General features: G+C 76.6%; 6 protein-coding genes. 4 read left to right on the forward strand and 2 right to left on the reverse strand.

All coding sequences use genetic code 11. The features are described 5' to 3' along the window. The first annotated feature begins 21 nt into the window (after positions 1–21). Positions 22–1,065 (forward strand): 2-hydroxyacid dehydrogenase, encoded by a 1,044-nt coding sequence (locus ACZ4NB_RS14890; RefSeq protein WP_467661490.1) that lies wholly within the window; start codon positions 22–24, stop codon positions 1,063–1,065. A gap of 7 nt (positions 1,066–1,072) precedes the next feature. On the opposite strand, the gene ACZ4NB_RS14895 is transcribed toward ACZ4NB_RS14890, so the two are convergent. Together ACZ4NB_RS14895 and ACZ4NB_RS14900 are read right to left on the reverse strand one after the other, a co-directional pair. Then, the gene (locus tag ACZ4NB_RS14895) at positions 1,073–1,936 is read right to left on the reverse strand and encodes a hypothetical protein (RefSeq protein WP_467661491.1); all 864 of its coding nucleotides are present in this window, start codon (positions 1,934–1,936) and stop codon (positions 1,073–1,075) included. A gap of 102 nt (positions 1,937–2,038) precedes the next feature. Then, entirely contained in the window at positions 2,039–2,932 is an 894-nt protein-coding gene (locus ACZ4NB_RS14900) for a LysR family transcriptional regulator (RefSeq protein ID WP_467661493.1), read from the reverse strand. Positions 2,933–3,327: 395 nt separating this feature from the next. On the opposite strand from ACZ4NB_RS14900, the gene ACZ4NB_RS14905 reads away from it, so the two are divergent. The 3 genes from ACZ4NB_RS14905 to ACZ4NB_RS14915 are packed head-to-tail and all read left to right on the forward strand — an operon-like array spanning position 3,328 to position 15,029. Then, complete coding sequence (locus ACZ4NB_RS14905; protein WP_467661494.1) at positions 3,328–10,176, forward strand: SDR family NAD(P)-dependent oxidoreductase; 6,849 nt, start codon at positions 3,328–3,330, stop codon at positions 10,174–10,176. Further along, positions 10,169–14,722, forward strand: a complete 4,554-nt coding sequence (locus ACZ4NB_RS14910) for a beta-ketoacyl synthase N-terminal-like domain-containing protein (RefSeq protein ID WP_467661495.1) — start codon at positions 10,169–10,171, stop codon at positions 14,720–14,722. The genes ACZ4NB_RS14905 and ACZ4NB_RS14910 overlap by 8 nt, the downstream gene beginning before the upstream one ends. Continuing rightward, the gene (locus ACZ4NB_RS14915) at positions 14,712–15,029 is read left to right on the forward strand and encodes a phosphopantetheine-binding protein (RefSeq protein WP_407288631.1); all 318 of its coding nucleotides are present in this window, start codon (positions 14,712–14,714) and stop codon (positions 15,027–15,029) included. The genes ACZ4NB_RS14910 and ACZ4NB_RS14915 overlap by 11 nt, the downstream gene beginning before the upstream one ends.

Raw genomic sequence — 15,029 nt, forward strand, 5'->3', positions numbered from 1 at the left:
CCCCTCAGGAGAAGCAGACCCATGAGCACCACCGTCCTCGTCGCCGGCAACCACTTCATCCGCCCGAGCCTGTTCACCGAGGCCGTGCGCGCGGCCGCCGGGGACACACCGCTGGACGTCCGCGAGATCCGGTTCGACTGGCCGCACACCCCCTTCGGGCCGGTCGCCGAGGTCATCGAGGCATCCGGCAGCGAGGACGAGATGATCGAGGCCCTGCGGGGAGCCGAGATCTGCGTGACCGAGCACGGACCGCTCACCGAGCGGATCCTCGCCGCATGCCCCGACCTGAAGCTCTTCTGCACCAGCCGCGGCGGCCCGGTCAACGCCAACCTCGAAGCCGCCACCCGCCACGGCGTCGCCGTCTGCAACGCCCCCGGCCGCAACGCCACCGCCACCGCCGAGCACACCCTGACCCTGCTGCTGGCCGCCGCCCGCGGCGTCGGCGACACCCACACCGACCTGCGCCGGGGGGTTTGGCGCGGCGACTACTACGACTACGACAACTGCGGCATCGAGATCGACGGCGCCACCGTCGGCCTGATCGGCTTCGGCGCCATCGGCAGCCGGGTCGCCAAGGTGCTCGCCGCCATGGGCGCCCAGGTCCTCGTCCACGACCCGTACGTCCGCCCCGAGGCGCTGGCCGGCATCGCCGAGCAGGTCCCGCTCGGCGAACTGCTCGGCCGCTCCCGCATCGTCTCGCTGCACGCCCGGGTCACCGAGGAGACCAAGGGCATGATCGGCCGCGCCCAGATCGCCGCGATGCCCCGCGGCTCGATCCTGGTCAACTGCGCCCGCGGCGCGCTGCTCGACTACGACGCGGTCTGCGACGCCCTGGACTCCGGGCAGCTGGCCGGTGCCGGTTTCGACGTCTTCCCCGAGGAACCGCTGCCCGCCGGCTCCCGTCTGCTGACCGCCCCCGGTGCGGTCCTCACCCCGCATATCGCCGGCGGCAGCCAGCAGGTCGCGCACAAGGCCGCACGGATCGTCGCCGAGGAGGTGGGCCGCCACCTGCGCCGCGAGCCGCTGCTGCACTGCGCCAACCCCGAGGTGCTGAAGGGGAACTGACGGGTCTTCAGCAGCCCGGCGTCGCCTCGGGCGGCAGCGGTACCCGCCAGATCCGGCGATCGTTCTCCGAGCCCACGAGCAGGGTCGCGCAGTCGGCGTAGGCCACCGCCTCGCCCTGCGGCTGGGCGGGCAGCGCGACCTCGGCGAGCCGGTTGCCGGCCGGGTCCCGGACATAGCCGGTGTTCGGGCCGAACGGTCCGCCGCTGCGCACCACATACGACCGGCCGCTCGGCGCGTACGCGCCGTCGGTCGCCCAGGACGGGCCGTCGCGCAGCGGGGTGAGGGTGTTGACCTGGCCGGGCAGCGGCGGCAGCGGCGCCTTGTAGAGCGTGCCCTTGGCGCCCAGCACCTTGCTGACCACATACAGCCGACGGGACGCCGGGTCGATCAGCAGGGACTCGGCGTCGTGTCTGCCGTCGGCGTAGGCGAAGCGGAAGGTGGCCGGTGCCACCGTCGCGTCCGCCAGCGTGTCGGGCTCGGCGAAGCGGTGCACCGCGATCTCGGGGCGGCCGGCGAAGTTGTCGCCGATGTCGCCGACGTGGATCGAGGGGACGCCGTTGTCGTCGGGGCCGACGGCCAGCGCCTCCCAGTCGGTGTTGGCCGTACCGCCCAGCGTGAACGTGGCCCTGAGCCGCCCCGTCGCGCCGGAGCAGTCGACGGCGAACACCTGGGGGGTGTTGCCGCTGTCGTTGACGGCGTACAGGACGCCCGGGTGCTTGACGCTCATGCCCAGACCGCTGAGCTCCTGGAGCCCGGCGGGGAGCGTGCAGGCACGCGCGGGCGCGGCGGTGGACGCGGGGTGCGCGACGAGCGGCGCGGTGAGCGCGGCGGTCGCGAGGAGCACGGAGGGGAGCGAGGAGAGGGGGGACATGGGTTCAAGGTGGCGGTGGCCGGTCCGGACGCCAAGGCCGCCCGGCCACCCGTTGGGCATGGGAGCGATAACGGGCCGGTATGCCATCCGGCGGCCGGTCCCTCAGCGCGACGGTTCGCGGACCGGGGCCGTGCGCTGGGCGTGGGCGAGGAAGGCGCGGGCCGGTCGGCTCAACGAGCTGCGCGCATGCACGATGCCGACCGGGCGCAGCAGCGCGGGACGGAACGAACGGACCTCGGCGCGCGAACCGAAGGTGCGGGACGCCATATCGCGGTACCAGACCAGCGAGCCGTGCCCGCCGAGCACACTCGCCACCCACGCCAGCCGCTCGTCCACCTCCAGCGCCGCCACCGGGCGCACCCCCAGGTGGCTGAACATCGACTCCAACTCGGTCCGCCTGCCGGTGCCCCGGGTCGGCAGTACCATCCGCAGGCCGTCCAGCCGCCGGAGCGGAAGCGGGTCGGGCAGCCCGGAGCCGGACGGCGACACCAGCACCACCTCGCGCTCCTGGAGATGGTGCGAGGACAGCCCCTGGTCCACCGGAAGGTCCACCAGGCCCAGTTCCGCCGCTCCACCGGTCAGGCACTCGACCAGCGCCTCGCGGCTGCTGCGCTGGACCAGCTGGACATCGACCCCCGGGTGGCGCGCGGTGAACGCCGGCAGCAGATCGGCCGCGAGATCGATCGCCAGGGTCGGGGTGGCGACGACGCACAGCTTCTCCCGGGAACCCCCGCCCTGTGCCGCGCCGATGTCCTCGATCGCGTCCACGGCGGCCAGGACCGTACGGGCCAGCCGCACCACCCGGGCACCCTCGCACGTCAACTCCACGCCCCGGCCCTTACGGGTCACCAGCGCCACGTCCAGATCGCGCTCCAGAGCCTGGACGGCGCGGGAGAGCGCAGGCTGGGCCACATAGACGGCGGCGGCCGCGGCGGTGATGGACCGGCAGTCCGCGACCGCGACCAGATAACGCAGTTGCTGGAGGGTGAGGGCCATGCGCGGACGGTAGCCGGGTCAGGGTGAACCCGTAAGACGAAGCGGGCGTCGGTGCGATGGCGCGGCGATGTCCGCCCGGGGGCGGGGCGAGACCCGCTCGGCACCGAACCATGCCGGGCGGGCATGGGACGGGACGGCGCGGACCGGTGCGCCGGCGTGCGGATACCGGTCGGCGCGCGGCGCACAAGCGCAGGTCGGGACCGGGGGAGCGGGCCGAAACGAGGCGCCCGGCCACCGCGAAGGTGACCTTGGCGGAATCAACCACCGCCTGACGCAAGGTCGTTGACAGTGCAAGGGGGTGGCTACACGATGCATCGGCATCAGCGGGATACCGCTGGTTACCGCAGGTGGCAGTGGTCAGCGTGTCCGTCCCCCACGCAGTACAAGGAGCGCCCGTGGTCCCCCGGCCCCCTCACTCCGACACCTCACCCCGTCCGCGATCCGCGCGGCCGGCCCCGACCGGCCGCGACCTCGTCGTCGCGCTGACGCCCTTCGAGCTGCCGGACGAACGGATCGTCGCGGCCGCCGAACGCGCCGGCGCACTCGGCCTGTTGGACCTCGGCCGGCACGCCGGCCCGGCCCGCGACGCGCTCGCCGGGCTCGCCCGCCGGCTGCGGCGCCCGCACGGCGTACGCGTCCCGGTCGGCTGCCCGCTCACCCCCGGCGAACTGCCGGCCGCGGTCGACACCGTGCTGCTCGCCGACCCGGAGGAGTTCACCGCCGCCGCACGGCACCGGGCCGACGGCCGCCACGACTGGTCCGACGGCGGCCGGCGCCGGGTATGGGCCGAGGTCACCAGCCCCCAGGAAGCCGCGGCCGCCCGCGCCGCCGGAGCCGAAGCGCTGGTCGTCCGCGGCCATGAGTCCGGCGGCCGGGTCGGCGAACTCACCACCTGCGTACTGCTCCAGCGGGTCCTCGCCGACCCGGACACCACCGTCCCCGTCCTCGCGGCCGGCGGCATCGGCCCGCACACCGCCGCCGCGGCCCTCGCCGGCGGCGCGGCCGGTGTGCTGCTCGACTCCCAGCTGGCGCTGACCACCGAGGGCGAGCAGCGGCTGCCGCGCGCGCTCGCCGCCGCCCTGCGGGCCATGGACGGCAGCGAGCCGGCCCTCGTCGACGGCCGCCGGGTCCTGACCCGCCCGGATCTGCGCAGCGAGCCGCTCCCGGTCGGCCAGGACGGCGCGTTCGCCGCCCGGCTCGCCGCCCGGCACCGCACCACCGGCGGCATCCTGACGGCCGTACGCGCCGCCCTCACCGGTCACCTCGCGGCGGCCGCCCGCAGCCGGCCGCTCGCGCCCCGCCCCGCCGCCCGCCATCTCCCGGTGGCCCAAGGGCCGATGACCCGGGTCAGCGACGAGGCCGGGTTCGCCGCCGCGGTGGCCGCCGAGGGCGGGCTGCCCTTTCTCGCCCTCGCGGTCATGGACGGCGACCAGGTGCGCCGGTTGCTGGCCGAGACCGCCGAGCGGCTGGGCGACCGGCCGTGGGGCGTGGGCCTGCTCGGCTTCGCACCGCCCGAACTCCGCCGCGCACAGCTCGCCGCGGTCGCCGAGTTCGCCCCCGCGTACGCGCTGATCGCCGGCGGCCGCCCCGCCCAGTCCGCGCCGCTCGAAGCCGCCGGGACCCGCACCTACCTCCATGTCCCCTCGCCCGGTCTGCTGGAGCGCTACCTGGCCGAGGGCGCCCGCAGATTCGTCTTCGAAGGGCAGGAGTGCGGCGGCCACACCGGACCCCGGGCCAGCTTCCCGCTGTGGGAGGAGCAGATCGAGCGGCTGCTCGCCCACGACCGGGAGCACTCCGGCGCCGCCGAGGAGTTCGATGTGCTCTTCGCGGGCGGCATCCACGACGCCCGCTCCGCCGCCATGGCCGCGGCCGCCGCCGCCCCGCTCGCCGAGCGCGGCGCCCGGATCGGCGTCCTGATGGGCACCGCCTACCTCTTCACCGAAGAGGCCGTGGCCACCGGCGCCGTCCAGCCGGCCTTCCAGGACACCGCGCTGGCCTGCGAGCGGACCGTACTGCTGCGCACCGCACCGGGGCACGCCACGCGCTGCGCCGAGACCGCCTACGCCGCGGAGTTCGCCGCGGCCGAGCGGCGGCTCGCGGCGGACGGCGTGGACCCGCGCACCCGGTGGGAGGAGCTGGAGCGGCGCAACCTCGGACGGCTGCGGATCGCCAGCAAGGGCCTGCGCCACACCGACGGCGGACCGCCCGCACCGGTGGGGGAGCCGGACCAGCTGCGCGAGGGCCTGTACATGCTGGGCCAGGCCGCGACCGCCCGCAGCGCCACCACCTCCATCGCCGCGCTGCACACGGACGTCACCGAGGGGGCGAGCGCACTGCTCGACGCCCGGGCCGAGCAGCTGCAGCCCTCCACCGGGCACCCGGACCAGCAGGCGGCGCCGCTGGACATCGCCATCGTCGGCATGGCCTGCTGCTATCCGGGCGCGCCCGACACCGCCCGCTACTGGTCGAACATCGTCACCGGTGTCGACTCCGTCACCGAGGTGCCCGCCGAGCGCTGGGACGCCGCCACCTACCACGACCCGGATCCCGCGCGGGCGGGCGAGCGCACCCCCTCGCGGTGGGGCGGATTCCTGCCCGCCGTCCCCTTCGACGCCCTCGCCCACGGCATCCCGCCGGCCTCCCTCACCGGCATCGAACCCGTGCAGCTGCTCGCCCTGGACGCGGCCGCCAAGGCCCTGGCCGACGCCGGATACGCCGACCGCGACTTCGACCGTGCCCGCACCGGCGTCGTCTTCGGCGCCGAGGCCGGAACCGAACTCGCCGGCGCCTACGGCCTGCGCGCCCTGCACCCCGCCTACCTGGGCGACCTGCCGCCCGCCCTGGACGCCGAACTGCCCCGGCTGACCGAGGACTCCTTCCCCGGAGTGCTCGCCAACGTCATCGCCGGGCGGATCGCCGGCCGCCTGGACCTCGGCGGCGCCAACTGCACCGTGGACGCCGCCTGCGCCTCCTCGCTCGCCGCACTGGACCTGGCCTGCCGCCAACTGCGCGACCGGGACGCCGACATGGTCCTGTGCGGCGGCGCCGATGTGCACAACGGCATCAACGACTACCTGATGTTCGCGTCCGTGCGCGCCCTGTCGCCCACCGGCCGGTGCCGCCCCTTCGACGCCGCCGCCGACGGCATCGCGCTCGGCGAGGGCGTCGGCGCCCTGGTCCTCAAGCGCGTCGAGGACGCCGAGCGGGACGGCGACCGGATCTACGCGGTGGTCAAGGCGGTCGGCAGCGCCAGCGACGGGCGGTCGCTCGGCCTGACCGCACCACGGCCCGAAGGGCAGCGGCGCGCCCTGGAACGCGCCTACCGCCGCGCCGGCGTCAGCCCGGCCCAGGTGGGCCTCCTCGAAGCCCACGGCACCGGCACCGTCGTCGGCGACGCCACCGAACTCGCCGTCCTCACCGACCTGTTCCAGGCAGCGGGGGCCGCACCGGGCGGCTGCACGCTGGGCTCGGTCAAATCGCAGATCGGGCACACCAAATGCGCCGCCGGACTGGCCGGACTCATCAAGGCCGCCCGCGCCGTGCACGCGGGGGTGCGGCCGCCGACCCTGCACCTGACCCGGCCGGGGGCCGACACCGGGCCGTTCCGCTTCGAGGCCGGCGGCGCCCGGCCCTGGACGGCCCCCGTCGAACGGCGCGTCGCCGGGGTGAGCGCCTTCGGCTTCGGCGGCACCAACTACCACGCGGTGCTCGCCGGTTATGCGGGCGCCGACGAGCCCGTCCACACCCTTCAGGAGTGGCCCGCCGAGCTGTTCTGCTTCCGCGGGGCCGACCGCGCCGCGGCCGTGGCGGCCATCGACCGCCTCGCCGCGCGGCTGGCGGACAACGACGCGGCCGGGCGGCCCTGGCCGCTGCGCGATCTGGCCGCCGAGACCGCCGCGACCGCGGCCGACGCACCGATACAGGTCTGCGTCGTCGCCGAGGACCTCGATCAGCTCGCCGCCCGGCTGGAGCCGGCGCGGCGCCACACGGCCACCGACGGCGTCCACCCGCGCCAGGAGGACGCCGACCCCGGCCAGGTGGCCTTCCTCTTCCCCGGCCAGGGCAGCCAGCGCACCGGGATGCTGGGCGAGCTGTTCGTCGCCTTCCCCGCGCTGCGCGGCCTCCTGGACGACGCCGACCCGGACTGCGTCGCGGCCATGTTCCCGCCCACCGCCTTCACCGCCGAGCAGCGAAGGGCCCAGTCCGCCGCCCTGACCGACACCCGCGTCGCCCAGCCGGCCCTGGGCCTGGCCTCCATGGCCGCGCACCGGCTGCTGACCACGCTCGGGGTGCGCCCGGACTGCGCGGCGGGCCACTCCTACGGCGAGCTGACCGCGCTGTGGGCGGCCGGCGCCTACGACACCGAGGCGCTGCTCAGGCTCAGCGACCGGCGCGCCGCGGCGATCGTCCGCGCCGCCGGGGACGACCCCGGGGCGATGGCCGCCGTGGCCGCCGCCCCCGCCCGCGTACGGGAGCTGACCCGCGCCACGCCCGAGGTCGTGGTCGCCAACCACAACGCGCCCGAACAGAGCGTGATCTCCGGGCCCGCCGACGCCGTGGAGCGGGCCGTGGCGGCGCTGTGCGCGGCCGGCGCCGAGGCGCGGCGCATCCAGGTCGGCTGCGCCTTCCACAGCCCCCGGCTGGAACCGGCGGGCGAGGAACTGGCCGAGGAACTGCGCGCCACACGGCTGTCCGGGACCGCGTTCCCCGTCTGGTCGGGCGCCACCGCCCGCCCCTACGGCCGCGAGGCCACCGCGATCCGCGACACCCTGGCCGGGCAGATCGCCGCGCCGGTGCGCTTCGTGGACCAGATCGAGGACATGTACGCCGCCGGGGTGCGCACCTTCGTGGAGGCCGGACCCGGCCGGGTGCTCACCGGCCTCGTCGGCCGCATTCTGGGCGAACGCCCGCACACCGCGGTGGCGTTGGACGTGCCGGGCGAGCCCGGCCTGGCCCGGCTGCCGCAGGTGCTGGCCCGGCTCGCCGCCGCCGGTGTCCCCGTCGACCCGGAGGCGCTGTTCCGCGGGCGCACCCGCGCACTGCCCGAGGACCCGCCGCGCCGCCCCGGGTGGCTGGTGGACGGACACCTGGTGCGCACCGCCGACGGCGCCTGCCTGCCGGGCGGACTGCGTCCGGCGCGGCGGGTGGCGGCGGCACCGGACGACGGCCCCGCCGCCCCGGGGGAAGCGGCGCGGCAGCACGCGGTGCTGGAGTATCTGCGCGGAGCGCGCGAGCTGGTGGTGGCGCAACGGGACGTGGTGCTGCGGTACTTGGGCGAGACGGCGCCCGCGACCCCGCGCACCGCGCCCGCATCGGAGCGGCCGCTCCCGCCGTACGACGGAGCCGGCCTGGCCGGGGCCGCGCATCCCGGAACCGGCCCGTCCGGAGCCGACGCGGCGGCCGACGCCGAGCCCGCCCCGCCCGCCCGTCCGGCGCGCCTGACCCCCGACCAACTCCTCGACGCCGTACGGGAGATCATCCACGCCCGCACCGGCTACCCCCGCGAGATGCTCGACGCCGGACTCGACCTGGAGGCCGATCTCTCGGTGGACTCCATCAAGCGGGTGGAGATCATCGGGGCGCTGGCCGACCGGATCGGGCTGCCGCAGGACGCGGACGGGGCCATGGAGTCGGTGGTGGAGGAGCTGTCCCGGGTCAAGACCATCAGCGGCATCGTCGACCGGATCGCCGCCGCCACCCCCGCACTCGCGCCGGAGCCGCCCGCCACGCCCGAACCCGCGCCGGGACCGCCCGACCTCCCCGCGCCCGCCCCCGCCGCCGGGCGGCCCCCCACCCGCTACCTCGTCGAGGTCGCCCCGCTGGGCCCGCCCGCGAGCCGCCCGCCCGCCGAGGTGGTGGCGGGAACCGAATTCGCCGTGGTGGAGGACGGACAAGGCGTGGCGCTCGCGCTCACCGCCCTGCTGGAGAGCCACGGGGCGCGGGTGCGCACCGTCCCCGCCGAGCGGCCGACCCGGACCACCGCGCAGGGCGTGGTCGACCTCAGCGCACTGCGGGCGGGCCGCACCGCCGTACTGCCGGGACAGTACGCGGGGTGGCGCACCGCCCTGACCGGCGGCGTCCGCCTGCTGCTGCTGGCCACCGCGGCCGGCGGCACCTTCGGGCACGACGCCGCCGCATCCGACCCCGACCCGCTGCCGGGCGCCGGACTGCGCGGCTTCGCCCGCACCGCCGCGCTGGAACACCCCGACGCCCTGATCCGCGCCGTGGACATCGACCCCAAGGACCGCCCGGAGCGCATCGCCGCCCACCTCCTGGCCGAACTCTGCGCCCCCGGGGAGCCGGTCGTCGTGGGCCGCACCAACGGCACCCGCACCACCCTGCGCACCGTACCCACCCCGTTGCCGGACGTCCGGACCGCCGCCGACCGCACCCCGCTGGGCCCCGGCTCCGTGGTGCTGCTGACCGGCGGCGCCCGCGGCATCACCGCCCGCACGGCCCTCGCGCTGGCCCGCGCCCACGGCTGCCATATCGAACTCCTGGGGCGTACGCCGCTGGCCGAGGCCCCCGAGGACCCGGCGCTCGCCCACGCCCCCGACCGCATCACCCTGCGCGCCGCGCTGATCTCCCAAGGGCTGCGCAGACCTGCCGAGATCGAGGCGGCGGCCACCGCGGTCCTCGCCCGGCGCGAGATCACCGCGACGCTCGCCGCCCTGGAGCCGCACGCCGCCTCCGTGCGCTACCACGCCGCCGACGTCACCGACGCCGCCGCGGTGCGCGCCGTGGCAGCGGACATCCGGGCCCGGCACGGCCGGCTCGACGGGATCGTGCACGGTGCGGGCACGCTGGAGGACAAGCTGCTGCGGGACAAGGAACCGGACTCCTTCGCCCGGGTCTTCGCCACCAAGGTCGAGGGCGCCCGCCATCTGCTCGCGGCCGCCGGCGAGGACACCGGCTTCCTCGTCCTCTTCGGCAGCGTCGCCGGGGTCTTCGGCAACCGGGGCCAGGTCGACTACGCCGCCGCCAACGACGCCCTGGACACCCTCGCACGGGCCTGGTCGGCCCGTACGGCGCACCGCGTGCTCGCCGTCGACTGGGGCCCGTGGGCGGCCACCGGCGGCGGCATGGTCACACCGGAGCTGGCCCGCGCCTACGAGCGCCGCGGCATCCCGCTGCTGGACCCCGACGCCGCGGTCGCCGCCCTCCTGGACGAACTGGCCCATGGCACGGCCCCCCAGGTCGTACTGGCGGCGGAGGCGACCGGGGAGGCGGCGGGCGATGCGTGAGTACAGCGGGCGGCGGGCCGGCCCCCGGCCCACGGACGCCGCGATCGTCGGGATGGGGGCGATCCTCCCCGGCGCCGACGACCTCGCCGCGTACTGGCGCAACCTGGTGGCCGGTACGGACTGCGTCACCGACATACCGCCCGGCCGCTGGGACCCGGAGGTCTACTACGACCCGGCGGGCGCCGAAGGGCCCGCCCGCAGCGACCGCTTCTACTGCCGGCGCGGCGGCTTCCTGGCCGAGCCGACCGCCTTCGACCCGACCCGCTTCGGCATTATGCCCGCCGCCGTCGCCGGTGCCGAGCCCGACCAACTCCTGGCCCTGCGCGCCATCGCCGCCGCCGTCGCCGACGCGGGCGGCCAGGAGCGACTGCCCGCCGACCGCTCCCGGATCGGCGTGATCCTCGGCCGCGGCGGCTTCATGGGAGCGGCCACCGCCCGGCTCGACCAGCGCGTGCGAACGGCCCACCAGCTCGCCGCCACCCTGCGCGAACTCGCCCCGGAACTGGGCGAGTCGAGAATCCGCGAGGTCCGCGCGGCCTTCCAGGCGAGCCTGGGTCCCGAACGGCCGGAGGCGTCCATCGGCCTGGTCCCCAGCTTCACCGCCGCCCGGACCGCCAACCGGCTGGACTTCCGCGGCCCCGCCTACACCCTCGACGCGGCCTGCGCCTCCTCGCTGCTGGCGGTGGAACAGGCCGCCGGTCTACTGGCCGCCGGCCGCTGCGACCTGATGGTCGCCGGCGCCGTACACCACTGCCACAGCGCCACCCTGTGGAGCGTCTTCACCCAGCTGCGGGCGCTCAGCCCCACCCAGCGCATCCGCCCCTTCGACCGGCGGGCCGACGGCACCCTGCTGTCCGAAGGCACCGGCGTCGTCCTCCTCAAGCGGCTGGCCGACGCCGAGCGCGACGGCGACCGGATCTACGCGGTCGTCCGGGCCGTGGGCGTGGCCGGCGACGGGCGCACCGCGAGCCTGATGAGCCCTCAGGTGGACGGCCAGGTCGCCGCGTTGGCGCAGTCCTGGCGCGCCGCCGGGCTCGACCCGCGGGACCCGGCGGCACTCGGGCTGCTGGAGGCGCACGGCACCGGGACGCCGGTCGGTGACGCGGCGGAACTCGACACCCTGGCCCGGGTGTTCGGGCCCGCCGGGAGGGGGCGCACACCGGTCGGTCTGGGGTCGGTGAAGTCGATGCTGGGCCACACCATGCAGGCCGCCGGCATCGCCGGGCTGATCAAGGCCGCCCTCGCCGTGCACCACCGGACCCTGCCGCCCACCCTGCACCTGGACGAACCGCACGAGGGCCTGGCCCGCACCCGTATGCGCCCGGTCACCGAGGCGGAACCCTGGGACGCCGGGCCGCACCACCCCCTGAGGGCGGGCGTCAACGCCTTCGGATTCGGCGGGATCAACGCCCATGCGGTCCTCGAAGAGGCGCCGGGACACCGGAACCCCGCCGCCCCGCCGCCCGCACCACCGAGCCCCCCGCCGCGCGCGGCGGCGCTGCGGGTGGCGGAGCCGGAACGCACCGTCCTGCTCGCCGCCCGCACCCCGGACGAACTGGCGCAGGCCCTACGCGACGACGACAGCGGCCCTCGTGGCGACGACAGCGGCCGACCCGACGAAGACAGGAGCGCCCCGACCCCGCCCCGCGACGCCCGCTGCCGCCTCGCGCTCATCGACCCCACCCCGCAGCGCCGCGCCCTGGCCGCCCGGGTCCTGGCGCGCGCACTGCCCTGGCGCGGCCGCGGCGACCTCTGGTTCACCCCCAGCCCGTACTTCGGGCCGTACACCCAGGAGCCGGGAGCGCGGCTGGCCCTGCTCTTCCCGGGGCTGGAGGCGGAGCCGCCGCCCCGCGTCGACGACACCGCCGACCAACTGGGGCTGCCCCGCCCACGGCTGTCCGGCGGCGACGGCCTGATCGAACGGGCCGTCGACAGCATCGCCGTCGGCCGGCTGCTCGCCCGCGCGCTGGACGAACTGGGCATCGCCCCCGACCTGCTGACCGGACACAGCCTCGGCGAATGGACCGCCATGGTGTGCGCCGGCATGTATCCGGCGCAGGCCGTGGACACCTTCCTCGACTCGCTGCGGCCGACCTCCCTCGCCGTCCCCGACCTGGTCTACGCGGCCCTGGGCTGCGGAGCGCCGCAGGCCGCCGCGGCGCTGGAGGGCCTGGCACGGGTCGCGGTCAGCCACGACAACTGCCCGCACCAGTCGGTGATCTGCGGAGCCCCGCCGCAGCTGGCCGAGGCCGTACGCCGGCTCGCCGCCCAGGGCGTGCCGGCCCAGGAGATGCCCTTCCGCTCCGGCTTCCACACGCCGATGTGGGCGCCCTACCTCGACCAGGCCCGCGCCGCCTTCGACGCCCTGCCGCTCCGGGACCCGCGGCTGCCCGTGTGGTCGGCGACCACCGCCGCCCCCTTCCCGTCCGACGCCTCCGCCGTACGCCGACTGGTGCTTCGGCACCTCCTGGAACCGGTCCGCTTCCAGGAACTGACCCGGCGGCTGTACGACAGCGGCGTACGGGTCTTCGTCCAGGCCGGAGCCGGCAGCCTCACCGGCTTCGTGGCCGACACCCTGCACGGCCGGGACCACCTCGCCGTGGCGGCCGCCGACCCCCGCCACACCGGGAGGGGGCAACTGCGCCGCCTGGCCGCCGCACTGTGGACCGAGGGGCTCAGCCCGCGCTGGGACCGGCTCGCGCCCTCCGCCGCCACAGGCGCAGGCGCGGTCCGCCTCGACCTCGGCACCCCGCTCGTCCGCCTCGGCGGCGCGGCTCCGCACACCCCGCTCCTCGCGCCCGCCGACGCACCGCCCCCCGCACCGTCGTCCCCATCCCTGTCGGCCCCGCCGCTGTCGTCCCCCGCCGCGGACCCCGTCCGGCGGGCCCTGGACGAGGTCCTGGCCGAAACGGCCGCCGCGACCCGCGCGCTGGCCGCCGCGGCAGCCCCGGCGGCGCCGCCCCCCGGCCCCCGGCGCACCGTCCGCCACCTCTCCCTCGACACCCTCCCCTACGTCCGCGACCACTGCGTCTACCTCCAGCCCGACGGCTGGCCCGAGCCCGCCGACCGCTTCCCCGTCGTGCCCATGACCACCCTGCTGGAGCTGGCCGCCGAGGCGGCCCGCGAAGCCGGCCCCGGGCACACCGTCACCGGCTACTCCGACGTACGGGCGCTGCGCTGGCTCCCCGTCGCCCCACCCGTCGACCTGACGGTCACCGCCACCCCCGCCGGGCCCGGCCGCGTCCGGGTGGACCTCGGCGAGTACGCCGCCGTCACCGTCCACCTCGCCGCACACCACCCGGCACCGCCGCCCCCCGACCCCGCGCCGCTGACGTCCGCCGGCCCCGCGCCGGTCAGCGCCGAGGCGCTCTACCGCGACCGATGGATGTTCCACGGCCCGGAGTTCGCCGGGGTCCACGAGGTCACCGCGCTCGCCGCCGACGGCATCCGGGGAACGCTGCGCGCACTGCCCGCACCAGGCGCCCTGCTGGACGCCGCCGGGCAGCTCCTCGGCCACTGGATGCAGCTGCGGCTGAGCGGCGACCGGCTCGTCTTCCCCGCGACCCTGGAGCGGGTACGGCTCCACGGGCCGCCGCCCCGCGAGGGCGCCCTGCTGACGGCCACCGCCCGGATCCGCGAGGTACGGCCCGGCTCGGTGCGCGGCGACGTCGAGCTGTGCGGCGCCGACGGCCGGGTGTGGGCGCGCCTGGAGGGCTGGACGTACCGGCGCTTCGCCGCCGACGAGCGGGTGTGGCCGATGAAGTTCACCCCGGAGGTGTGCGGCATCGGCGAACCCCGCCCGGGCGGCTGGACGCTGGTCCGGCGCAGCTGGCCGGACCCGGCCTCGCAGGAACTGGTCATGCGCCGCTATCTGGGCGCCGCCGAACGCGCGCGCTATGACCGCTGCGCGCCCCCGGACCGCGCGGCATGGCTGCTGGGCCGGATCGCGGCCAAGGACGCGGTGCGCGGGCTGCTGTGGGAATCGGGAGCGGGGCCCGTCTTCCCGGTCGAGGTCACCGTCGGCGAGGACGAGGGCGGCCGCCCTCGCCCGGAGGGCCCGCTCGCCGACGGCATCCCACTCTCCGTCGCCTGCCGGGAGAGGTTCGCCGTCGCCCTCGCCCGCCGGTCGGGCCCCACCGGCATCGCCGTCGAAACCGTCACCGACGATCCGCGGGACCTGGAACGGCTGCCCCTCACCCCGGACGAACACCGCCTGGCCGACGCCCTCCTCGCCCGCGAGGCGCCGCCAGGCGGGGACCGCGCCCACTGGCTCACCGCGCTGTGGTGCGCCAAGCGGGCGGCGGCCCAGGCGACGACCGGCGGCCCCGGAGGCCGGGCGGAGGACTGGGCCGTCACCGGCGCACCGGGCGGCGCGCTCCTGCTGGCCGCACCCGACGGCCGGAACCACACCGTCCGCCTCGTCGTCCACCTCGACTCCGTCGACGACCGGTCCGCGCGCCATGTCGTCGCCTGGACCGGCCCGCGTCCCGAGGAGCCTGCGGGCACCGACACCCTCATCCCCACGGAGGCCACCCATGCCAGCTGACGCCCACCCCGAGCGCATCCGTCCGATCCTGGACGAGATCACCGACATGCTGGTGCGCGTCGCCGGCGAGGAACTGCTGGTCGTCGGGCCGATCACGGCCGCGACCACCTTCAACGACGATCTGGCCCTGGAGAGCATCGAGTTCGTCGCCCTGGCCGAGCTGCTCCAGCAGCGCTACGGCACGGCGGTGGACCTCCTCGGCCTCCTCGCCGAGAAGGACATCGAGCAGATCCTGGCCATGACGGTCGGCGAACTCGCCGTCCACATCGACCGGGTCACCACCGCCGACCGGGCCTGCGCGGGCTGA

The organism is Streptomyces sp. NPDC026575 (genome assembly GCF_055567415.1).